We start from the raw sequence: 23,433 nt of genomic DNA, 5'->3' as shown, positions 1-23,433 counted from the left end.
GCTACATGAAAGAAAAAGGTTCAAATTCTATTATTGTTTATTGTTTCGGAAGCTATATGAACTATATGCGAAGACAGTATGAAATTATGGGGTATCGTCTTCCACGTGCGGTTACATGGAGGGCACTTGGTTATTTTGCGGCGGTAGAAGCGGGGCTTGTAGCCTTCCGCTTCCTTCCTCCTTTTAAATGGATATTTGGGGATATGATCGATCAAGTGTGGTTGCTTTATTATGGTGTGATTCCTCTTTTCCTCGTATGGGGCGCAGATAAATATAAAACAGATGGAAAATCACTTTTCTCTTTTGTTCGGTCCTGGGTCACATTTCGTTTACGTAAACATCAAAGTAGCCGATTAATGACCTTGCCGAAACTAAAAAAACATGTGATTCGTGGTCATGTATGTGTACAGCATGACGTCAAAGATTTACCAATTGTACATTCGTTCAGTGAAGAAGAAGAGAATGACATACATGCTTATGATGTAACATTTTTACCCCAAAAGGAGGAAGTTGAATATGTTGAAAACGATGAACAGACCACCATTAAAGCACGTTGAAAAGAATTTAGCGTTTAGTATAGACGGAAAAGTATCCGCAGTATATGAAGTAGACGGTTTTGAATACGATCATCAAGACGAAAGTACAAAAAAAGTATACTATCGCAATCAACTCGGTCTTTTTACCCATCAAGAATATGATATCCACTTGCTTGTGATTCCTCGTACAACAAATTCAGATGAAATTCTGGATGAACATATTTCCACTTTAAAAGGGCCAATGGCACCAACAGGACGCTTTCTTTTCAAAAAGGTAAAAGAATATTTACGAAATGCGGCGATTGCGAAAGAAAACATGGAATATCGCTTTTTCATTTTAGTACAACTGAACATGGAACAGAAAGAAAGACAAATTCGTAACCCTGTCGTAGAAACATGGAAGTTTATGAAGAAGGTAAGAGAAGGCTTTGCAGAGACAGCCCAAAACATATCGGGTATGAATGTGACGGATATTTTAGAAGAAGAAATCGAAAATTATTTGGAAATAGAGGATGTACTCTTTGGTCAAGTCAGAGGGGCGTTTCCGAATACGCGTCGTGCGAAACCGTCTACAACGCGCTTTTTATTCCATCATAATTTCAAACGTGGCATGAGAGAACTGAATCGAGATCCAATTTGGAAAGTAGGTTCTACAGTTACGTTGCAAAATGAAGAAGGAAAGGCGGTAAAAGTACGCCGTCCTGATTTACAAGAAATGGTCCAATTAACAGATACGGTGATCGATGAAAGCCCAGGACGTTCTCTTATCCTTGAAAGGCAAAATGAAGAAGGAGAAATCGAAACTTCTCATGTTGCTTTTCTTGCGGTGAAAGATATGCCTGAAATATCGGCCTTTCCTGGTGGAGAGTGGATGTATCGCATTCAATCTCATTCGTTAAAGTTTCCTGTTGAAATGAGTATTCGAGCGTATCACTTAGAAAACCAGATGGTTACACAAAAACTCTCAAATAGTGAATTGGAATTAAACGATCAACGTCAACAAGCAATGGTGGGCGGTCGTACAACAGATTTAACAATTGATCGCAAAGCAAGGGGCGTCAAAATTGTAAAAGACCGATTTGAAACAACGGGGGCACCTGGATATGAACTAAGTGTACTGTTTTGCGTATATGCTGAAGATGGAAAAACATTAAAATCACGTGTCAATGCACTCATTACAGAATATCGCAAAATGAAAATTGAATTGGTCAATCCATATGGAGAACAGTTAGCGTACTTCTACGAGTTCTTACCAGGCTCTAAACGTTATAATACAGACTTTAAGTTATTTGTAGAACCAGGCGTACTTGCACAGGGGATGTTTGGTGCGACAACACAAATTGGTGACAATCAAGGGTTTTACATTGGAAAGACAAAGAAATTAAATCGTCCTGTTTTCGTTCGTCCAGACTTGGCAGCGAAAGCACTAGATAACATTGTGACAGCGTTTGAGAGTTTATCGGTTATGTTTGCGGGGCAAACAGGGAAAGGAAAATCTTTCTTAATGAACTTACTCGCCTTCTGGATTGTTATGAGTGGCGGAAGGGCATTTATCATCGATCCTAAGGGCGACCGCACAAGATGGCCAGAATTATTGCCAGGGTTCAGCGAGGATACCTTGCAAGTATGGACGCTTGGAAAAAATAAAGAGGATGCGGGTTGTTTAGACCCATTCCGAATCAGCGCAACGATAGAAGATGCGAAGAGTTTAGCACTTGAAATTTTGACGTTCCTATCGGATGTAGGTTTAGAGGATATCAGATATGACTATTTATATAAAGCTATTGAACGAGTGGCGGAAAAAGAAGATGCATGTTTAACTTTGGTTCGTAAAGAGCTAGTGGAAATGAAGAAAGAACCTAACTTATTGCCAACTGAATTAGAAAAGTTAAATGCTCTGACAAATCGTTTAGCAACCCTGGAAAACGTTCAGTTAGGAGATTTATTGTTTGGTAAACAAGGTCAAAATTACCGCGTATTAAGCCTAGAACGTCCATTACAAGTGTTACAAATTCAACATTTACGTATTCCAAAGACAACAGAAGGAAACAAGAATGTGGGAGATCAATTGTCTCGTAGTATCTTAATTGCATTAGCGGCATTTGGTAAATCCTTAATGCATTCCGACCGTAGTATTTTCAAAGTGTATCTACAAGACGAAGCGTCTAGTATTCTAAAAAACAAAGAAGGAGCGGAGTCTTCTGACAAAATCATTCGAGAGGGACGTTATCACAATATCGGTCTTTATTTAGGAACACAAAACGCATCGGATTATCAATCTGAAAATAAAGAGATTGCGAATGTGGGTATGAAGTTCTGTTTTGCGCTGAAATATGATAAGGAAGCGGAAGAAATGTTGCGTTATTATAACTTGCCAGTTACAGAAGAAAATATCTTGATGTTACGCCAGTTACGACGCGGCGAAGCCTTGTTCCAGGATATTTTTGGCCGAACAGCTGTTGTAGAAATTGATCCTGTTTTCCAAGAATTAAAGACTGCATTTGATTCCTCTACGAAAACAGACGAAGAACGCGCACAACAATTGGCGTAATTCGTATTACAATACAGATAATAGTATTCTAAATTATCTGTATATGGAGGATGGAACAATGAAAAAATTACGTATGTTATCGGGATTATGTGTAGCAGGAATGTTGATGGTAACGGGTGTTTCGGGTTGCTCAAATGAAACGAAAAGCAATACAAATCAACAAGAAAGTCAGAAAGAGCGCGATATGAAAGAGGCGGATAAAGCCGCAGTTGAATATTTAAAGGCTTATATTGAAATGGACCGAAAAAAATTAAATGAACTACAGTACAAAAAATATGATTTTGGAGAGGATCGAGTAAAAAACCCAGGCATTAGTAAAGAAATGAAAGAGCGCTACGATTTATATAGATATGATTTACAAGAGGGTGAGGATGAATTTTATTACAGAATAAAATTTTATGATCCTGTAGAAAAGGCCCAAATGGGGTTATACCTTCGAATGGTTAAAGATAAAAAGGATAATAAGTGGAAAAATTATGAATGGGCATGGGATTCAACAAATAGTCTTAATTCAATTGTAGGAGATGTGAAACCTGTACATGTCCATAAATGGGGGCAAAAGGAATGAAAAAACTTTTCTCTATTTGTATGATTCTTGTATTCTTCTTACTACCGTTGGGGTCCGATGTGACCCTAGCGGAAGATACAAAAACAGAAAAAAAGCAGGAACAAAAAGGAGCGCGAATTTCTGAAAATCTATTTAGTGGGTACACAGATGGGATTTACAAAGGTAAGTATTACGAAATCGACACATATCAACCAAAGGAAGAAGATAAAAACGTGTTTCAAAAAGTTGGTGGATACTTATTTGGTGATGATAGTGTAGGAAAAGACTTGCAAAGAATGTTGTATACAACATGTCAATGGCTTGCCAACATGGCGTTTCAATTAAACGTGATTCTGGGCCAATTAACGATCTTTTTAGTCGATCAGGCATTGAACCTGGATATTGTAGATACGGTAGCGGATAAATTAGGGGCGGCTATGCAAAATATCGCAGGTATTGGAAAAGGCGGCTTTTTATCTTCAGGGTTATTCCCAGCAATTATCGGCATTGCGTGTGTGTTATCCGCTTGTTACGCAGGTTATATCTTCTTTATTAAACGCCAACCATCTAAAGGGTTAAGTGAATTAGTGAAAACGGTATTTGTTATTGCTTTTATTGTTACGTACATTGGAAATGCAGGTACGATTTTAAAGAGTGCAAATACGATTAGTTCTGAAATCAGTGTAACGGTGTTAGCGAAAGCAACGGGAACAGTTGCGGGTGATCCAGGACGTTCCAAAGCAGATGCAATCTTTTCAGTGAAAAAGCAAATTTGGGATTTATTAGTTGAACGACCATATTTATTTCTACAGTATGGGGAAGACTCAAAAGAAAAGTTGGGTGCTCAACGAGTAGATGAATTATTGGCAAAAGCGCCAGGTGAAGATCGTATAAAAATAGTACAAAAAGAGGTAAAGGATCAAGGCAACCAAATGATGGTGATTTCTTCTGTAGGAGAGCGCCTTGTATTTACAGTCATGTATTATGTGGTGAATACATTCGCAGGTATTCCAGTAATCGCGTTTTGTTTACTGATTGTAGCATTCCAATTATGGTTCCTTGTCATGAGTATTATCTCACCAATCGTCATGGCGGTGGCTCTATTGCCAGGACACCGCAGAGTCATTGAAAGCTGGGCTTCACAATGGATTCGCCCATTGGCATTAAAAATCTTTATGTCAGTTATGCTTGTTATCATCTTTACGGTGGCAGAATTACTATATGTGTTACCAGAAGCGGGCGTTGCAGGATATGTGTCTACAATGATCTTCCAAATTCTTGTTTTCGTTCTTTGCTATCTGTTTAGAGATAATATTGCGGCGGCCTTTAAGCGAGTGAAAGGTGTATATAAAACGGTCACAGATATAACCCTTATGACTGAAAATGTTGTAGATAAAGGGAAAGAATATGCTGGAAATACAATTTCTTATATTGGAGACAAAATGGGGGCGCATTTTAACAGCGCAGCTGAATTGGCGGCGGCAGGCGGCCAGTTAGAAAATGCAGGGACAGACGACGAAAAGACAAAAGCCAATCCATTAATACAAGCAAATATACCGAATGAGTTACCAAATAATCAAACGGAACAAGAAAAAGAAGAGAATCAAAAGAAAGGAAAGCTTATTTCTTTACAGGATCGTGATAAAGAGGGGGATTTACCACAGCAAGAAGAGGAAGGGAAAGAACAAACGCCACCAGGTGAAGAAGAGGCACCAATGCAACAGGACCTTATCAGCTTAGATAAAGAAGCATTAGAACAAGAAATGGAAGAACAACAAGAAGGAACAGGGGTAGAAGAATCAGAAATGGACGTTCAACCAGAACTTGTATCTTTAGAGGATGAGGAAATTCCGACAGGAGAAGAAATGCCAGCTGATATAGGGGGATATGAAGAAATTCAACCAGAAGTACCAGAACAAGAGGTGCCATTAGAAGAGGTTCCAACTGATATAGAAGCATATGAAGAAATCCAAACAGAGGTGCCAGAACAAGAAATACCACTAGAAGAAGTTTCAAACGATATGGAGGCATATGAAGAGATTCAAACAGAAGTACCAACACAAGAACTTCCATTAGAGGAAGTGTCACCAGATCATGAAACAGTTGAAGAAATCCCATCCGATATCCCACAACAAGACATTCCAACAGAAGAAATTCCGATGGATATTTCAAGAGAAGAAATACAACCAGAACAGGAAACATCAACACATATTCCTCAACAAGAAATCTCAACGCCAATTGAAACAGATGCAAATGAACCTTTAATACCAGATACAATTCGTGCAGATGTAAATGAAGAAGGTGTTATTGTCCCTCATACAACAGAAACAACAAGCGCAGATATTCCAGATGCTATTCCTGCAGAAGTGACTGAGGCGGGGGAAATTGTTGCGAAAAAATCTGATATAGATGTCGAGTCAACTGTACAAGACACAAATTCTTCTGACTCATTTATCCCAACGGAACCTATTTCTTCTGATTTGACACCAGTAAATGAGAAAGAAGTAAGCAAAAATGAACCGATTCAAGAAGAAGCGGAAACAATTGATATACAGTATGAAGCTGTAGCCGCTGGAAGTGAAAACTGGATTCCGCCTAGTGATCCACAAGACTTAGACGACTTAGATGATTTAGAACCACCGAAAAAAGATGAGTAGAGTCCTAGACTTTTAGGACTTTACTATTTTTTTACGAAAAAAGGAGCGATATAGCTATGAAACACTGGGGATTAACGTGTATGAAGATGGTGAGTATCAGTATTTTTCTTTGCATCGGTTGTTTAGGATGGATGAACATAATCATTCTTTTCATACAGAGAGAATGGCCAACAGATTTATTAGGATGGATTGGTTTAGGATTACTTATCTGGTATACACTCATTCTTCTAACTCTTCAAATTATCCATAATGAGTTACGTTGCCCTATTGATGACAGGGCCAAACTAGCCTTTTTCATTTGGTTTGTAGGAATCGGTCATTTTGGATTATTAGATTTTATACAAAACCAGCAATCTACTGTTTTAACGTTACTATTTCATGTTTTTGCGATTATACCCATTCTTTTGGCCCTTATATATGGGCTGATTGTTCGAAAATATTCCAATCAATCTTGATACATGTTGTAAGGGGGGAGGGATGATATGAGACCAGAAATAAAAGAAGTCGTAGACAAAACGGTACAAGAAGAGATTGCACAAGAACAAAAAAAGAAGAAGAAAAAGAAATCCTGGTTACTGACATTTCTTTTTGGGAGTTCCACTTTCACGATAGGATTGTTCGTCTGTATTGGATTTCTTTTATTTATCGTTTTGGGGCAAGGCATTGGTAAAAAAGAAGAGGAAGCGCCAGCAACCATCCCAAGTAATGGAATGACGGTTTGTCGGCCAGGTGGAAAATCAGTGGCACCAGAAGAATTACAACCCCACCTAGGCGGCGTTTTTACAGGGAAAGCACAAGCTTTTTTAAATGCAGGAACACAAAACCAAATCGATCCCGTTTTATTAGCAGCCATTGCAAGGTTGGAAACGGGGAACGGTACTTCTAATGCAGTAAAGAACTATAACAACCCTGGTGGCCTCATGGACCCTGGTAGTTCACAAATGAAAGGATTCATGAAGTTTGCCACTTTAGATGAAGGAATCAACGCTATGGCCCGAAACTTATATAAAAACTATATCGGTATGGGGATTACAACCATAGAAGCAATTGGAGCGAAATATGCACCACCAGGAGCCGCAAATGATCCGCATGGCACAAATGGTTTATGGCCAGTATTAGTAACAAAATTTGTGGCGCAAATGGGCGGACTTACTTTCAATTGTGAAGCGGGAAAGCCAGGCGGCGTTGTAGATACGGGATCAGCAAGCTCACAAGGGTTTATTCGTCCTATCGCCCAAACAACAATTACAAGCCCATTTGGGCCACGGTGGGGCACTATTCATAAAGGCATTGATTATTCTTGCCAAGACGGTGTCACACCAATTGCCGCGTCGAAAGGTGGCGTTGTAGAGTGGGCGAAATTTGGCGCTTCCGGTTCGGGGTTTGGCGGATATGGAAACGTAGTTGTAATCAATCATGGGAATGGATATTGGAGTTTATACGGTCATATGTCGTCCATTACTGTACAGGAAGGTCAAAACATTGGAGTCGGTCAACAGGTAGGTGTTTGCGGAAGAACAGGGCAAGTAACAGGGCCACATCTTCACTTTGAGATCAAAACATCTTTGACGTTTGGTCAAGTCGACCCAGCACCTTATTTGCCGAAATAAGCGGAAAGAAAGCGAGGATTAGGGATGAAACAGGGAATCGTTGGTTTAATCATAGCTGTACTAGTGGGTATCAGTGTATGGTTATGGAATCAAAATCGCACCTTACAGCATAAAGTCGAGCAATCGGAAAAGAAATGGACGGAACAAGTAAAAGAGCTAAAAACAGAAAATCGAGCATTGGAAAAGCGCGTGACAGTTTTAACAGAAAATACCCAAGATAAAGGGCAAGAAGTGGCGAAACAGTTTGTTGAGCTGTTAATACAGAATGATAATAAACAAAAAGAAAAGCCAGGATTTGAAAAAATCAAAGAAATGATAACAGGAGAGGCACGAAACAAATTATTAAACGCGCCAGATGATGGACATAACCATATACAAGATGATGGCTCTATGCATATTCAAACGAAAGCGAAGATAACAGATATGTACTACATCAAAACCGCTGATAATAAAGCGGATGTAACGGTCAAATATGATTATCTTGTAACGGTTGATGGAACAGATCAACAAGAAAAACACACAATGAAATTAAATTTACTATTAGAAGGTGACAAATGGTTTGTAGAAAATTACGAGTTTCAAATCAATACAGGAATTGAAGGGCCATAGAGAAAGGAATGAGGGGAGTTGGTAAATCAAAATGTATTGCATCATATAGGGTATGAAGTATTACAAGAAACGTTTGTATTGATTCGAAATGTATTTTCTTATTCAAATCAAGATGAATACAGTGTGACATATGTACGAGAAATTGCGGATGCCTTGCATAATATCCCGCATTCGATTCAGAAACAGCATGATACATTTTTAGAATTTGAGTTCAAACTGTTAGAAGAAACATTAATGCAAATGGACTTTGGAAAGGTTGCCGCGCAAAACATTCCCTATTTTAAAATGTATGCGGCACGTATACAGCAATTGTTACAGAAGCGCTATAACGGGGGGTAATTAAGGGGAAATGGGGCGATAAAGAATGATTGTATTTGGAATTGGGCTGTCAGTTTTGCTGATAGCCTTTTTGTTTATCCAGGTGTATCCGTTCCACGAACAAAAATTAGAACAAAGAAAATATGATGAATATGGAATTTGGATCATTATTTGTACAGGGGTATGCCTCTACGTATCGCATCATTTTTTACAAGAAAACACGTGGCAATGGGGATTGAAAATCATTGGTGCAACTTTTTTTACAGGCTTTTCAATGGGATGTGTCGGAAAACAAAGTATATATGATTTTCAACACAAAAAGTTCCCCTTTCAGAAAAAATGACGTTTCAGATTCGTTTGTAATTGATTTTAAAGGAACTATTAATACATTTAGTATTGAATGAGGTTACGTCTTTTATTCGGTCTTTTGAGTGGTTTAAATGAGTTTTTAGAGAAAAGGGGGTGTGGGGATGATTTTTTTTAAGGTTATTGCATATATTTTGCTAAGTATAGGAGTTTGTACGCTTGTTTTGGCAGGAATAGCCGCGATTGTAAAGAAACAAATGATAATCGCAAATATAAACCTATTATTGGCCATGTACTATTTTTGTTCGGGAAGTCTTCTGTATTTGTGCACGTTATGGGAAACACAAGATATTATCCTACAAGCCTTTTTGATTTTAATTGTAGGAATAGCGATTATTCGTTTAAGAAAAAGCTGGTATGTACCGCAAATGCGTATCCAACTTCAAAAACTACAGGAGCAAGTGACAAATAAGAATGATCTGTGAGGAACTTTAAGAAAAAGGGAGTGGAGAAATCTTGATACATCAATATGAATTTGACTTTTCGGTGATGTATAGCGGCAAGGTAACAGACTCACAATCTACGATTATTCCAGCATGTTCTTTAGAGGAAGCAAATGAAAAATTACAATCGGAAGTAAAGCGGCGATTAGGAAAATGCAGTATAAAAGTGAATAAGGCAAGTCTATGTGTTTCGGAGGATAGTCGGTATGTAATCGAACAAAAATAAAAGAGGAAAAGTTTTGTTTCTACAGCCAGGCTTTTTTATTATTTTATGAATTTATGGATTGGAATTTTTGTTCGTATTTTGTATACTAAACGTGAGTTTTTCTTACAGTAGGCAATCTTTCAGTTTCTATGAAACGCAACTAATCTGTTAATTATGTATGGTGTCAAAAAAGCTCTTATGTCAATGGATATAAGAGCTTTTTTGCATGTAAATCACTTATTTATGTACAATTTTAAAAAAATAATATATTGAAGAACACATCGTTTATAGAGTTTCTACACCTCAGTTTTTCCTTTTTGCTGTAAATTTAGTGTATGATGAAAGAAAGAAATAGAGAGGTGATGTAATTGAAAAAATCAAAGTTTGTTGTTCCGCTTCTTTTTTCTTCACTCATGTTAATAGGATCTTGTCAGCAAATTGATAGTGTAGAAGCCTCGCAAAGTGAGGGTTATAGAGTGTTGGATTCGGTTCATTATGTAGTAACTGATAAAAATTTTCTTAGCGCTACAGTAGATGATGACGCAAAGTTTTTAGACCTTAGAATATCGGATACAGAAAAACCTAAAGAAGTTAAGGAAAAAATCGATAAAGAATTAAAGAAGAAAAAAATTACATCTTATACAATTAATATTGTTCAAGAAGACGTTAAATTAGCAAAAAAAGAGCATAGATGGGAACTGTTTAGTTTCAATCTGATAGATGATTTATTAAGTAAACCAGAGTACAAAGGAACTACCATAATAAGTAATAGCAAAGATTCGAACGGACCTGTTACACTTACAATTAATACTCCTATAGTTGGAAATGAATCAACTGCAAAGGAAAATGCAAAAAGACTTGAGCAAGATATAAATAATGCTATGAAAACTGATAAAAACAAAAAGCTGGTTAAAAAAGATACGTATATAATTCAAATTTATAATAGCGATAATCAGTTAATAAATTAAAATTTATCAAAGAACATAAAAAAGAACCAGGGGGTCGCCCTGGTCTTTTTTTATGTTCTTTATTGATGAAATACTACGCCGCTATCTATAGTGATTTTTCCGCCGCCACGATTAATAAGTTTAATTTTAAAGTAATCCATCCCACCTGTAAGATGACCCGTTGGGATATTTAACCCTCCTGTAAATTCGCCCCTTGCTATGGCTTCGCCCCAAGGGGTATTACCTACGTATAATCCTACAGCTAAATCCCTCACATATTTACTTGTCTCTACAGCAACGCTTTGAGGTTTTTTAAATTCTACTCCACTTCTAATCCAAACGTAATCACCGAAAGATGCACCAGGAAAAGAAGTTGTTTTTAATGCTAAAGGATTAATTGTATTATTTTGAGCTCCAATTAGAGGCGTAGACGAAAGCTGTGGATTGAATTGAGCCAGTTCTTCTTTATTATAGACTTTAACTAAATTTTGATCTTTATCATAAATTTCAATTTTAAAATCTTCGCTGACTTGTGTCTGTGATAAATTTGTTTGTTCATAGCTTACACTATTAGTAGGAAGTGCTGTTGGTTCTTCTGCAAAAGCGGAAGTTGAAGGGATTAAAGCACCCAATGCTAAAGCTCCTACACCTAATCTACCTAGTTTCTTTTTCAACATACTATCATTCTCCCATTCATATTTTTTTATAATATAAAAAGTCGAGATATTATGTATTTCATCGCTAGTCTTGTATCCCTTATATTCATCATACAACAATTGGTATAGTTTAGGAATCTTATTTTTACAAAATATTCTATAAATTGATAAATTTGGCTAATAGCCGAAAGAATTTGTTGAATTAATTGTGTTATTTTGTATAATAAATTCAAGTTTTTCTTACAATCAACATTTTTCCGTTCTATACAACAAATGCTATAGGTAGGCTTTCATGTATGTTTACATAAAAGCTTGTTTGCATGCGTATCCCTTTTTTATGTACAATAAAAGAAAAACATCTTATGAGTTGGTGAGAGGAAAACCCATGTCCAATCAACAATTAGTGAATTTACGCATTGATTTTGCTTTTAAACAATTATTTGGCACAAGTGGGAATGAAGATATACTTATTGCATTTTTAAACGCTATGTTGCAAGGTTCTTTAGAATCTCCTATTGTTTCTTTGCAATTAGAAGACCCACACTTGCACCGAGAACATGAAGAAGATAAATTATCGATTTTAGATATTTCTGCTACATTAGATACAGGTACAAAGGTAAATGTCGAAATACAGTTGAATAACAATCATGACATGATTAAGAGAAGTTTATATTACTGGGGAAGGCTATACACATCCCAACTTCAAAAGGGGATGCCATACAGCTCTCTTCATAAAACAATTACGATCAATTTGTTAAATTTCGTTATGTTTCCTGAATACGAGGCATTCCATACAACCGGAATCCTATGGAATCAGCAACAACAGAAGGTATTAAGTAATGATATTGAAGTTCACATCGTAGAGATTCCAAAACTCATGCAACAGTGGAGGAATGAACAAGTAAATCCCTGGGAAGATTCATTTGTTCGTTGGTTGTTATTACTACCAGCGAATGAGGACGAACAATTAACCCAAACATTGGAGGATATTGCGATGAACCAAGACCCAATTTTACAAAAAGCGATGAATAAATGGGAACGTATGAGTCAAGATTCTTCTTTCCGACAAGCATATGAAGCAAGGGAGAAAGCGTTGATGGATGAAGCTGCAAAGTTTGCTCATGCTCGTAATGAAGGGAAAAAAGAAGGAATTCAAGAAGGGGTTCAGCAAGGGAAAATACAAATGATTAAAGGTATGTATGAACTTGGTGTACCAATTGAAACAATTGCAAAAGCAAGTAAATTAAATATAGAAGAAGTTGAGCTTATTTTGAAAGGAAATTCATAATAAACAACTAAGATAGTAAAAGAGCCACAATCCCCAATGGCTGGGATTGTGGCTCTTTTTTACGATGCAAGAAGAAGACACAAGAGAAAAAATAAGTGACAAGATATTACACATAGAAGAGACTTTTCACTGTTACGTTCTCTGTAAGAGTATAGCATAAAATGATTTTGATAAGGGATAGCAAAGCGCAAACTTGTTGCATGATTAATAGTGAATAAATTACAAAAACAAAAAAACGTTTAACAGTTAGTACTGATCAAAAAGATATAATATATGTTACCTATATACGAAACATATACTAATTTGGTATGTTAGACTATATAACTAAAAAAAGGGTAGTGGAAAATACATGGAAAATTCATATTTAGTTAAAGTACCTGGTGGGGGCCTTACATTAGAGGAAATAGCGGATTCATATTTAGAGCTAATTGAGTCGGATTTTAATATGACAATAGATGAGATGGCGGTATATCTTAGCTGTAGTTACGATTATGTTCAAGAGAAGATAGCTCCATATATTCATCATATATATATTAATTCAGTAGCAAATAAAGCTTTATTTACACATGATACGAAAGGTGTACATACGCATTTATTTACAAAACGTAAATTATTTTCTAGAAGTGGTTTTCAGAAATTTTTATTCAACGAATCCATTTTATTAGTTGATCGCGAAAGGTATTATGTAAATGAATTAAGCCCAGCAGCTAAAGAAAAGTTAAATGAAATGGCCAAAAGCTCAAAAAATAAAACAACAATTTCAGAAGCATTTGAAACAGCAGCAGTACAGCAAGCCAAAAAATTATATTCAAAGTTGGCATTAGAAAGTAAAGACGTTAAAAAAGTTGAGATTAGCAAATTCCCTACAAATTTATATAGTTTAAAAGACCTGTTGAACGGGATAGAAGAACTTAATATAAAATTTCAATATAAAGTAGTAGTGTATCGATATCTGAAAAAACAAGGCATTCCTAAATTGAAATTACAATCATTGGTGCGGTATAGACACGAGGATTTAAAAAAGGTTGCGGATTGTTCTTTTCCTCTTGCAATTGAAAAAGAAAAGTTATTATCGAGTTTAGAAAATATACTTCAATAAATGGGAACACGAATAGCCCAGTATGGATTTAGGGAAGACCAACCAGGCAATTTTCACTATGTATTGTTAGTAAAGCAGATAACAACATATATCCCTTGCGTGACATTTTTTCGGACACTTGATATGTATTGGTGCACCAGGCTATGTATGTGCCAATTATTCGTGACGATCTCATGTTGCTTTTCGATTGAATACACTATGATCAGTAGCTTAACCAATCGATTTACGCGTAAGAAAGTTTCATTTAACCGCATTAACATTATTCGCAATATTCTTTCTGTTTATACATTAACTTATAAACTCATAAAAATTTTGTTAGGAGAGGTCTTGAAAACCTTAGTTTGATAGCCATAAATTATATATGTTACCTTTAACAGTAACATATATAATATTTTATGATGAGAGCGCATCATAAAATATTTTTTCTCACGATTCAATTAAACGAGAGTTCTCTAAATCGTTCCATTCTAAAAGCTTAGTTAGTATGTCTTCCTTTTGTTTTTCTAAATGTTCCATTTTATCTTGGATAATTGTTTCAGTTTGCTTCCACTCTGTGGAGTGCTTTAGAGTATCATCAAATTTAGCCAATTGTGACACGTTCATATAATCTGAATACTTGGAGTTATTCCATATATGCTCTTGTTGTAACTTAAAAATTGGAGCAAATTCGAGAGTATCTACATTTGCTATGTGCTGATTATATTCTGTAAATAGTAGATGTCTAACAAAGGATACATTTTTAGACTTTTGATTACTAGCGTTATTGAGTAATCGATATTTTTGGTCTTTTATAAGTGCGTAATATTCATCATTTGTTGTATTTTTTACTTTCTCTAAAGAAATTTGGTCTGTAATTTTAATTGATTCATTGCTCATAGACATTCTGTATTGGAAGGTATGGAAATGACAATCGCCATGTATATGAGCTTGGAGAGCATTGATGTTAGAGTTGTGAACTAAATCAATTAATACATTACCTGTTCCGTTCCCTTTTTTTATCGTACGAAAAACGAAAATAAATCCATAAATATAATCGTTTTGATAATCAATCCCTACAAAATCATATCGGTATCTCGTACTTAAATCTAAAGATCTGTCATATTCTAGCCCTATTGTTAAATCGTACATAATGACCTCCTATAAATAATTTTTAACCTTTATTAGAACCATTTTATCAATTAGGAATTGTAATTGACTAATTTTATATAGGGGGCAACCAGCATTCTACGAATTTTGTATGCTAAAGTTATATATGTTTTTTTATCAGTTGAATTTGAAAAATGTCATTATCCGTAATACCAAGCACCCTCATTTCCTCTTTAAAAGAGCGCCAGGGTTCCACTTTTATGGATTTTGTACTTTTATTCCGCAATGTATATTCTCTTATATAATATGATGTTTGTTTTTTATTATTTTTCATTGTAATTTCACCTATGTACTAATAATAGAACATTTTACCAAAGGGGTGTATATTTTAATTATACAAATACTAGAAATTTGATAGGAAAGAAGTTGATATTTTATGCCAAATTGTGATTGGGGTAGCCCCTGTGATTGTTCGGACTGTAGAACAAAACGATTTCCTGTAGTATGTACTCATTGCGGTTTTGAAAATATACTTAGAGTAGTGGGAAGCTCTGAATATAAGATGGGTAGAAAAGGACTAGGAGATTATGAATTTACCCATCCAGGAGGAACAAAAGATTTAAGTTGTTATCATTGTTCAACGGTCATACCAGGAGTTCGCTACTATGATGATTATGATGAAGAAGCTTGTAAAAATAGTTTAGAGCTTTATCAAAATAAATTAAATGGTCGTATTTGTAGTGCTTGTAATGCAATAGAAGGTGATCTCAAAGGTATTTCTTTTGTTACATTAAAAAAATTACATAATAAACTTTACTGTCAAAATTGTATAGTGGAAGTTGGTAAAAATCAAATTCCCGATCCTTCAAATGAAAATGAAAAATACAACTTCAATGGAAATACTTTAAAGTGGGAATTAGATAAAGTACGTATCGAATGTCCTTCTTGTCATAAAAAAAGGTGGCTAAATGCCGAAAATCGTTGGAGAAAGCAATGTAAGCCCTGTTATTATGCTAAATCATAAATTAAGCTTAAGTTTTTAAATACATGTAAAAGGGAAACGTCTTTCTATCAAGTAAGATGTTTCCCCTTTTACATGTATCTAATGACCTATATATTGCTTTCCACTAAGAATTATATATCTATTTAATAATTTTTTGGTCTCCAATTTCCATCGGTATCATAATTAGGAGATTTGGCAATACCGCAGTTATTCCATAAGCGATCAAAGCTAGGACGAAGTGATTTACCAATATTTTCATCCCAAGAAGTGATAATAGTTGTAGGCAATTTTAAGACGTCTTTTTGTATTTTCGCACGATGAAATTTATGATTCATTGCTATATAAGCGTCTTTAACATCAATAAGAGTAATACTAATTGCAAATGGTAATTTGGCTCCAATATTTTTTAATGCCTGCATATAGTATTCTTCAATGCGATTAATTATGTCCTTTTCAAAAGATATACCTGGGATATATTTACCACTTGAATCTGTTTTGAGCATGGCTGTATCAACAGATTCAATAACTCCATTCCAGAAAAATTGTACATAAGAATGTGGTAGACCATTTTCAGGATAGGGAGGAAGTACACAAAATCCATCTTCATTTATTTTAGGGTTCCAACCCATACAGCAAAAAGGTTGTAAATTAAGAAGCTGTTTTTCTAAAATTGAAATATTATATTCTTTTTGATCTGTGATTGCTTCTATTGGAATAAGGTGAACGACCATTTTTGAACCATCAGAAATTTTAGAAGATGAATCAGTTTGGATTTCATTAATTCGTTTGGTTAACCAGTCATTGTACCAGTTATTTTGAGGTATATTGTCATGGTTATCTTTTTTTGAAAATACCGCTCCTGGAAAAGCTGGACGTACAGCTGGTTTATTTCTATGGGTTTGTACTCCCTCTAAGATTGCCTTTATAGCCCCTTCTTCATTATCTATGCCAACTAAATCAATATAGGAAATTGCAGGTAGTAGTCCTTCTAATTTTATATCTTCAATTCTTACAGGAATGAGTTTACGTTCTTCACCCATAGGGTCTTTCATAAAAGCGGCTGCCCATTCTGGTTGTGTATATCGAGAACTAAAAAAGTTACTTGATAGTAAAGCTAAAGTATGTTTTGAATTTGCCGCTCCTTTTTGCATATTTAGTGCAATGTTCTGTCCAGGCTTAAAATCCCACTCTTGCATATAAATTTTATAATTAGCCTCTTCAAGAATATAGCCAATCCAACTGGCAACATTCGAATCTTTGCTATTATAACTAATAAAAAAATCATATTCTTTATTGTTTTGGTTTGTTGTGTACATTATATTTATCCTTTCTTAGTTGAAATGTATTAAAAATGTGGCGCCTTCCACTGTCTTTCCTGTCCTCCTTTCCAATTATACTTATTTATATATTAAAATACCTCCTTATAAAGAAGACATCTATGCTTTTAGAATGTTCTTCTTGTTAGGTAGTGCCGCATGGGCAAGTTATCCTATCTCTTTTATATACCATTTTCAATAGAAAAATCCTTGTTTTTTCAAAAGGATTCTCTTAGGCAACTTTTTCGAAAAAATAATCGTTTGTCAACTTATAATTCCATTGAATGAGTTTTACAAAAGATACAAAATGTTAAACTCATAAAAACCAGTGATATCATGCGTTTTTCTATGGTATTACTGGTATTTTTCGCTATAAAATGAAAAGAAAAAGATTGTCAGTTTAACAAATTATTGTTATAGTTAAACTAAGTTTTACATATTATAGATTACAACATAGTTTTAGGAGGTTATGTTTTATGATGAAAGGGGGACGAAAACCTGGGGCAAAAGAGCCAATTCGTTCAATAGAAAAAATTGAAGAAATGAAAGATTGGCTATTGCAAAATTCCTCATATCGAAATTACTTTTTATTTTATTTTGGAATTAACACAGGTTTACGCATTAGTGACATTTTACGGTTACGTGTAAAAGATGTTCGAGGGAAGCATGTTATAAAAATTAAAATGGAAAAAACAGACACAACGGTAGAAGTATATTTCAATACGGTTTTACAGCAAGAAATTGCGAAATATACAAGTAATATGGCAGATTCCGATTGGTTATTCCCAAGTCGTCAAGGAGATAAGCCAATCACAAGACAAATGGCCCATACCTTTTTGCATAAAGCGGCACAGGCATGTGGGATTGATTCAGAACATTGGGGAACCCATAGTATGCGTAAAACATTTGGCTATCAGTATTATAAGAAAATGAAAGATGTGTACTATTTGATGAAGTTATTTGGTCATGCGACACAAAGACAAACACTCCAATATATCGGTGTGGAAGCCGATGAAATTCGTAAAACAATGGAGGACTTTACGTTATAAGAACGAAAAGGGGGATGTTGTTTGTGAGGGATATTGTTATTAATTTTTTGCTAAATGCTTTACCAAAGAAAAAATTCACTTGTGAGTTGTGTCAATTTGCTTTTTCGTTGCCAAGAGGGGACGTACGAGATTGTAAAAAGAAAAATGATGGTCCCTATTGCCCTAAATGTGGAAATAAGCATGGTGGAAGGAAAGAGAAAAGCTATAAGACAGTATTTGTAAACTAGGTAATAGAGAACATCAAGAATTAAGATTGATAATGTTTTTTTAGAAATTGTTATTCTACAATGAAAGGTAGGTAACTAATGAAAAAGCTAAAGGAATCAGATTTATTTGCACCTGTAAAATCATTTTTAATTGAAAATGGCTGTTCAAATGTATATGGGGAAGTTTTAGGGTGTGATGTATTAGGTTTACATGGTACCTGTGACATTGTTGTTGAATTAAAGACAACATTAAGCTTCAAACTGATAGATCAAGCGTTAGACAGGTTGAATTATGGTCACTATGTCTATATTGCAATTCCTCAACGGAAAGGACATATACCTAGATGTGTGAAAAAAATCTTAGAGCAAAATAAACTTGGACTACTTGAAATAGGAAAAGACAGATTCTCCGATGACATAATTGCTTATATATCTATCCCCGCAAGATATATAAGCATTCCTAATGAGTTGAAAAAGAAAGGTTTTAAACCGATAAGAAGCTTTATTAAGAGCTATCATGAAACACAAATTGGTGGTGTTAAAGGGGGCGAGGGCACTACTGATTATTCAATTATGATTGAAAATATCAAATCATTTTTACGCTACCATAAACATAGGAAATGGGCGACTGTAGAGGAAATATTAAATTATTGTGAAACCCATTATGCAAATCCTAAACCAAGTCTAATCGCAACTTTACAAGCTAAATGGAACAGTGATTGGTGTGAATGTAAACGTGAGAATGGTAAAGTTCATTTTAAATTTTCGGATAAATCTCAAGATTTAATCAGTTGAATGCGCACATGAATTTTCAAGTGAAACGGAAGTAAATAAGGATGGGATGTTATGAGAAATATTAGAGAAACAAAAAAATCAAAGAAATACGAATATGCTTTCGTGAGTTCCTTTATTTCTTTCTTTGTACTTATTATTGGGACTTTAATTGTTGGATTGTATACTGAATTTAAATTTTTGACGTATTTTGTGATAGCTATTTCAATTAATGGATATATAACTAATGAATTTCATAAAAAGTATAAAAATGAAACAAAATCGGTACTTTCATGAAAAAAGGAGTGGTTGAAAAATGAATCGCAAATCTTTTACAGATAGTAACGGAAAAAAAGGGGAAATAGGTAGTGTTGTGCGTAGTTGGTTATCCGAGAAAGATAAAACAGTGAAAGAGATAATTAGTAAAGGTGCAGGCGGAACAAGAATCTATTTTGAAGAAGGTGGGTATGATAAGGCATCTTTTTGTGAGATTATAAAACCGTAATAAAACTGCTATTGAAAAACGAATAAAATAGACTTTGGGATCCAGTGAACGTTCGGAATTTGAAATGAAATCGGTATTTGAAGAGACAGTGTTTCTTATAAAATTAAGAGTATGAAAGAGGGGTAGAAATGAAAATTTTTAATAAAATATTTAAATCTACATCAAAACCTAAATTCCCTATTGAAGATACCAGAAAATTATCAGATGGTGAAATTAAATTTCTAATTGAAAAATTTGAAGTCATGGAAGATGCTTTAAAATGGATGTTAAAAGAGAATATAAGAATACCTAGAGCAAGTGAAGAAAAATTAGAATTTCATAAATTGTTAACATTAGAGCTTACAGGTAAATTACTAAATAAAAGTAATTTATCAAAAATAGAGTTAGAAATACTCAATACCATGTTTAAAGAACAAGAAGGATTTGTGCCGGTATGTGAATTCGAATTGATGCATGAAATTGAAGGTAAAGAAAATAGGGAAGAAATCGAATATAATTTGAAACAACGAGGTTTTGAATATATTGAGAATGTAGGGTTTATTCGAATGTTGAATTAGTAATTTTTGAATATTGAACTACTCACCACTTAACGTCCTAACGGACTGTTTGAAGTGGGAGACTCCTGGGAACACCGATGTATCCACCGGTTATCTTAGCAGGCTCTGCCCGTAGTCCCTACGGTGAAAACATAAGTATCTTGTACGTTAACTCACCACGCTTCCTACTTTAGCTTGGTTTTCGCAACTTCAGCAAACGTGGGGTGAAAGAACGTTGAAGATTTTACGGTTGCAACGTTTTTCTGCAACCAACCTCATATCTTCAGTTTTCGAAGAGCAATCTGTACAAGTAAAGGATAGCAAACATGTTGGCTTATGCCAACCGACATTCATCTCCCTCCTAAAATTGGTGTTTCACACCTTCACATTTTTGAGGAAGGAGTCTTCTGTCGGAAAACGATAAAAATCGAAAAGGAGAAGGCTAATATGAAATTTGTTGAACGTCCCTTTTATAATATTAAAGAATTTGATTTTGGAGCTGTAGCTTGGACCATTATATTTTTTGTAGCACCAATGGTATTTTGGGTAATTCCAGCACAAGCACGCATGGGGTTAACAGAATCTATGGCATATTTATTTTCACTGGATTTTTATACTGAAACTACTGTTTCAACAAATATGCTTAGTCAAATACAAAATAAAACAAGTTATTTATTGAATATTGGGAAGGTAGTTGTTTGGATTTTGAGTATTAGTGCTTTATTAATATTCTTGTTCAAGAAACCCAAAGCGCTTAAATAAACCAGGGATAAAAAGGGGGAGTACAATGAAATTCAAAGGAATTATAGGTAGCTTTTTAGCTGTTGGGTTATTATTTACAGGATGTTCCACAATTCAAAATTCAAATTCTGTAAAACAAACGAGTGGATCACAAAATATTGCACAAGTAATAGAGCTTCCATCAAATAAGTATCCAGAAACAGCGGCACATATTAAAGATGCGATTGCAAATGGTAAGACAGATATTTGTACAATTGATCGGGATGGAGCCGCTGAAAGAAGAAAACAATCTTTAGCAAATGTTCCAACGAAAAAGGGATATGATCGGGATGAATATCCTATGGCCATGTGCCGCGAGGGCGGAAAAGGTGCTGACATTAAATATATAAAACCAGCTGATAATCGCGGTGCGGGATCGTATATAGGTAATAAAGTGGAGAAAATACCTGACGGGGAAAAAGTGAAAATTGTTGTGAAATAAAGGGGTTAGGGTTATGACAATTATAAAACTGTCTTGTATTTTCTTTATAGTTACATTCCTGTTGTGGCGTTTTATAAGGATTTTATATCGTTTTTTAGAAAGAAAAGCTCAACAAATAGAGGAAAGACAGGAAAATAAAAAGATTCAACTTAGAGAGTTACGCAAAGACGCGTTTGAAAATAGATATGATGAAATTTATTGCAATGATTCACCACAATTTAATAATAAGCAACACAAGAAATCCACAAAATCTTCAACGCATTTAGATGATAATTCAGAATATGTATCATCTATTGTAGCCGCATCTACATTCCACTCACATCATGATAACTCATTAAGTAATTGTGGTGATTCTTCTTCAAATGATTCTGGAAATTCAAGTTGTGATTAGCTAGTAAAGAGTTATGTATACTATTCAAATGAAGAAGGAGAAAGATCGAGAGAAGCCGAAGAATCATTGTAGCCGCATATTTATCAAACTAAAATTGTAGGAGGTAACAATATGGAAAAACCGTTTCTCGTTGGAGCAAGTTTTAATAATCATAAACCAGGTATGAAATTATACTTACATGAGGATTATAAATCTTTGCGAAAAGGTGATATCGTTACAATCCATGAAATGAGTGGATTTGATAAAGAAAGCAATCAGTTTGAATACCCTTTAGGATTGGGAGAACTGTTTTTTATTACTACAGAAGGCATAAAAATAATTTGGAATAAAGTTCCTGTTTCTTGTTATATAGAAAGAGATGATACTACTTCATTTTTAGAAAAGATGATTCATCACTATAAAGTTGTTGCAGAGAGTAATTTACAAGATTCATCGTATGAATGGAACCAGGATGATTATGACCAGTATTTAGAAACAAAATATGAAACATTAACTGAATTAGTATTAGAGCATGAATATGAGCGAATTGAAAAAGAAAAAGTGACTGTATAATTTTTAAATAAATTTGATGAAAACATATGAAAGAATATTAGAATTCTAGAAAACTAACTTTATCCAAAAGTTAGTTTTTTATTTTTGTAGCATTGTAAGCTGGTATGGAGGATATAATGATGGACATATTTAAGTTAACTGTACACAATTATGAACATCACACACATAAGAAATCACCTTATTATGATATGAGTGGTAAAGAAGGGTGAAACTATGTAGTATGTCCTTCATGGGGTCCCACCAATATAACGCGAATTTCGTACGTTAAGAAAAAAACTCTTTATAGCAGAACGTAAGTTTGTATATAATAAGAACAAACGTTCTTTTATTTTAGGGAGGAATAACAGTGTATGACTATTCTATCTTACCGAATAGAATCATCTTATGTGTGGATTTACGTAGCTTTTACGCTTCTGTAAGTTGCATCAAAATGGGGTTAGATCCTATGTATACAAAATTGGCTGTAGTCGGTGATGTAAATAGAAACGGTTCAATCGTTCTAGCTGCCACTCCACCATTAAAGGCATTGGGTGTAAAGAAGATGGCCAGATTATACGAGATTCCTCGCAGAAAAGACATTCTTGTTGTAAATCCAATTATGGGTACTTACATTAAATGCTCTAATTACATAACAAAGTTAGCTTTGCAGTACGTTCCTATTGAGGATTTTCACCAATACAGCATCGATGAATTTTTTATGGACATTACCGATAGCATTCATTTATTTGCTAATGACCCCTATGAATTCGCATTGAAATTTAAACGTGAAATATATGCGAAAACACGGATCGAATGCACAATAGGGATTGGCCCTAACCCTTTAATGAGCAAAGTAGCTTTAGATATTGAAGCAAAGAAGAATAAAAACGGCATCGCTTATTGGAAATATGAAGATGTCCCAACAAAATTATGGAGCATACGACCGCTTAATACATTTTGGGGCATTTCGTACAAAACGGAAGAG

Annotated in this window: 28 protein-coding genes; 25 read left to right on the top strand and 3 right to left on the bottom strand. The window is 34.8% G+C overall.

What is annotated here, in order from left to right:
• Window positions 1-5: 5 nt before the first annotated feature.
• The 12 genes from NST86_RS34420 (at window position 6) to NST86_RS34365 (ending at window position 10,810) form a co-directional block, all read left to right on the top strand.
• Complete coding sequence (locus tag NST86_RS34420; protein WP_340935744.1) at window positions 6-557, top strand: TcpE family conjugal transfer membrane protein; 552 nt, start codon at window positions 6-8, stop codon at window positions 555-557.
• Window positions 517-3,087 (top strand): ATP-binding protein, encoded by a 2,571-nt coding sequence (locus NST86_RS34415; RefSeq protein ID WP_340935742.1) that lies wholly within the window; start codon window positions 517-519, stop codon window positions 3,085-3,087. Before NST86_RS34420 ends, NST86_RS34415 begins: the two co-directional genes overlap by 41 nt.
• A 58-nt stretch (window positions 3,088-3,145) precedes the next feature.
• Complete coding sequence (locus tag NST86_RS34410) at window positions 3,146-3,655, top strand: hypothetical protein (protein ID WP_340935740.1); 510 nt, start codon at window positions 3,146-3,148, stop codon at window positions 3,653-3,655.
• Window positions 3,652-6,291: a CD3337/EF1877 family mobilome membrane protein gene (locus tag NST86_RS34405; protein ID WP_340935738.1), complete on the top strand. Its 2,640-nt coding sequence runs from the start codon at window positions 3,652-3,654 to the stop codon at window positions 6,289-6,291. The genes NST86_RS34410 and NST86_RS34405 overlap by 4 nt, the downstream gene beginning before the upstream one ends.
• Before the next feature lie 56 nt (window positions 6,292-6,347).
• Window positions 6,348-6,746, top strand: coding sequence for a hypothetical protein (locus NST86_RS34400; protein ID WP_340935736.1), 399 nt, complete (start codon window positions 6,348-6,350; stop codon window positions 6,744-6,746).
• A 27-nt stretch (window positions 6,747-6,773) separates the two neighbouring features.
• Window positions 6,774-7,901, top strand: a complete 1,128-nt coding sequence (locus NST86_RS34395; protein WP_340935734.1) for a peptidoglycan DD-metalloendopeptidase family protein — start codon at window positions 6,774-6,776, stop codon at window positions 7,899-7,901.
• A 24-nt stretch (window positions 7,902-7,925) separates the two neighbouring features.
• A complete protein-coding gene (locus NST86_RS34390) occupies window positions 7,926-8,510 on the top strand; it encodes a hypothetical protein (RefSeq protein WP_340935732.1) in 585 nt (194 codons plus the stop codon).
• Window positions 8,511-8,528: 18 nt separating this feature from the next.
• Window positions 8,529-8,849 carry a hypothetical protein gene (locus NST86_RS34385; RefSeq protein ID WP_340935731.1) on the top strand — a complete coding sequence of 107 codons (321 nt, stop codon included), beginning with the start codon at window positions 8,529-8,531 and terminating at the stop codon, window positions 8,847-8,849.
• A 25-nt stretch (window positions 8,850-8,874) separates the two neighbouring features.
• Window positions 8,875-9,171 (top strand): hypothetical protein, encoded by a 297-nt coding sequence (locus NST86_RS34380; protein WP_042868099.1) that lies wholly within the window; start codon window positions 8,875-8,877, stop codon window positions 9,169-9,171.
• A 127-nt stretch (window positions 9,172-9,298) separates the two neighbouring features.
• Entirely contained in the window at window positions 9,299-9,619 is a 321-nt protein-coding gene (locus NST86_RS34375) for a hypothetical protein (RefSeq protein WP_016123838.1), read from the top strand.
• A 31-nt stretch (window positions 9,620-9,650) separates the two neighbouring features.
• Complete coding sequence (locus tag NST86_RS34370) at window positions 9,651-9,863, top strand: hypothetical protein (RefSeq protein WP_016123839.1); 213 nt, start codon at window positions 9,651-9,653, stop codon at window positions 9,861-9,863.
• Window positions 9,864-10,210: 347 nt separating this feature from the next.
• Entirely contained in the window at window positions 10,211-10,810 is a 600-nt protein-coding gene (locus tag NST86_RS34365) for a DUF4030 domain-containing protein (protein WP_340935726.1), read from the top strand.
• A gap of 59 nt (window positions 10,811-10,869) precedes the next feature.
• On the opposite strand, the gene NST86_RS34360 is transcribed toward NST86_RS34365, so the two are convergent.
• A complete protein-coding gene (locus tag NST86_RS34360) occupies window positions 10,870-11,466 on the bottom strand; it encodes a hypothetical protein (protein ID WP_144572450.1) in 597 nt (198 codons plus the stop codon).
• Between the two features lie 364 nt (window positions 11,467-11,830).
• Between NST86_RS34360 and NST86_RS34355 the strand changes: the two genes are divergently transcribed.
• Window positions 11,831-12,733 carry an Rpn family recombination-promoting nuclease/putative transposase gene (locus tag NST86_RS34355; RefSeq protein ID WP_340935723.1) on the top strand — a complete coding sequence of 301 codons (903 nt, stop codon included), beginning with the start codon at window positions 11,831-11,833 and terminating at the stop codon, window positions 12,731-12,733.
• Window positions 12,734-13,082: 349 nt separating this feature from the next.
• Entirely contained in the window at window positions 13,083-13,832 is a 750-nt protein-coding gene (locus tag NST86_RS34350; protein WP_340935722.1) for a hypothetical protein, read from the top strand.
• A 426-nt stretch (window positions 13,833-14,258) separates the two neighbouring features.
• On the opposite strand, the gene NST86_RS34345 is transcribed toward NST86_RS34350, so the two are convergent.
• A complete protein-coding gene (locus NST86_RS34345) occupies window positions 14,259-14,960 on the bottom strand; it encodes a hypothetical protein (RefSeq protein WP_340935721.1) in 702 nt (233 codons plus the stop codon).
• A gap of 520 nt (window positions 14,961-15,480) precedes the next feature.
• Between NST86_RS34345 and NST86_RS34340 the strand changes: the two genes are divergently transcribed.
• On the top strand, window positions 15,481-15,942 hold the full coding sequence (locus NST86_RS34340) for a hypothetical protein (RefSeq protein ID WP_245916739.1): 462 nt from the start codon (window positions 15,481-15,483) through the stop codon (window positions 15,940-15,942).
• 122 nt (window positions 15,943-16,064) lie between these two features.
• Here NST86_RS34340 and NST86_RS34335 read toward each other — a convergent pair whose 3' ends face one another.
• Entirely contained in the window at window positions 16,065-17,237 is a 1,173-nt protein-coding gene (locus NST86_RS34335) for a toll/interleukin-1 receptor domain-containing protein (protein ID WP_340935719.1), read from the bottom strand.
• A gap of 476 nt (window positions 17,238-17,713) precedes the next feature.
• On the opposite strand from NST86_RS34335, the gene NST86_RS34330 reads away from it, so the two are divergent.
• From NST86_RS34330 to NST86_RS34285, 10 genes are all read left to right on the top strand, one after another.
• The gene (locus NST86_RS34330) at window positions 17,714-18,286 is read left to right on the top strand and encodes a tyrosine-type recombinase/integrase (protein ID WP_340935717.1); all 573 of its coding nucleotides are present in this window, start codon (window positions 17,714-17,716) and stop codon (window positions 18,284-18,286) included.
• Window positions 18,287-18,591: 305 nt separating this feature from the next.
• Entirely contained in the window at window positions 18,592-19,287 is a 696-nt protein-coding gene (locus NST86_RS34325; protein ID WP_340935716.1) for a hypothetical protein, read from the top strand.
• A 51-nt stretch (window positions 19,288-19,338) separates the two neighbouring features.
• Window positions 19,339-19,560 carry a hypothetical protein gene (locus tag NST86_RS34320; RefSeq protein ID WP_340935714.1) on the top strand — a complete coding sequence of 74 codons (222 nt, stop codon included), beginning with the start codon at window positions 19,339-19,341 and terminating at the stop codon, window positions 19,558-19,560.
• 19 nt (window positions 19,561-19,579) lie between these two features.
• Entirely contained in the window at window positions 19,580-19,768 is a 189-nt protein-coding gene (locus NST86_RS34315; RefSeq protein ID WP_340935713.1) for a hypothetical protein, read from the top strand.
• Between the two features lie 128 nt (window positions 19,769-19,896).
• Complete coding sequence (locus tag NST86_RS34310; RefSeq protein ID WP_340935711.1) at window positions 19,897-20,325, top strand: hypothetical protein; 429 nt, start codon at window positions 19,897-19,899, stop codon at window positions 20,323-20,325.
• A gap of 426 nt (window positions 20,326-20,751) precedes the next feature.
• Entirely contained in the window at window positions 20,752-21,066 is a 315-nt protein-coding gene (locus NST86_RS34305; RefSeq protein WP_098772493.1) for a hypothetical protein, read from the top strand.
• Window positions 21,067-21,091: 25 nt separating this feature from the next.
• Window positions 21,092-21,526, top strand: coding sequence for a NucA/NucB deoxyribonuclease domain-containing protein (locus tag NST86_RS34300; RefSeq protein ID WP_340935708.1), 435 nt, complete (start codon window positions 21,092-21,094; stop codon window positions 21,524-21,526).
• A 13-nt stretch (window positions 21,527-21,539) separates the two neighbouring features.
• Window positions 21,540-21,917 carry a hypothetical protein gene (locus NST86_RS34295; RefSeq protein WP_340935707.1) on the top strand — a complete coding sequence of 126 codons (378 nt, stop codon included), beginning with the start codon at window positions 21,540-21,542 and terminating at the stop codon, window positions 21,915-21,917.
• A gap of 111 nt (window positions 21,918-22,028) precedes the next feature.
• Window positions 22,029-22,469: a hypothetical protein gene (locus NST86_RS34290; RefSeq protein WP_340935706.1), complete on the top strand. Its 441-nt coding sequence runs from the start codon at window positions 22,029-22,031 to the stop codon at window positions 22,467-22,469.
• 346 nt (window positions 22,470-22,815) lie between these two features.
• A partial coding sequence (locus tag NST86_RS34285) for a Y-family DNA polymerase (protein ID WP_445661341.1) occupies window positions 22,816-23,433 on the top strand: 618 nt, incomplete at its 3' end.

This window comes from Bacillus sp. FSL L8-0199, from assembly GCF_038005705.1.
Classification (GTDB): domain Bacteria; phylum Bacillota; class Bacilli; order Bacillales; family Bacillaceae_G; genus Bacillus_A; species Bacillus_A cereus.
Note: the sequence above shows the minus strand (reverse complement) of the source record. Positions and strands in the feature narration are given on the sequence as shown.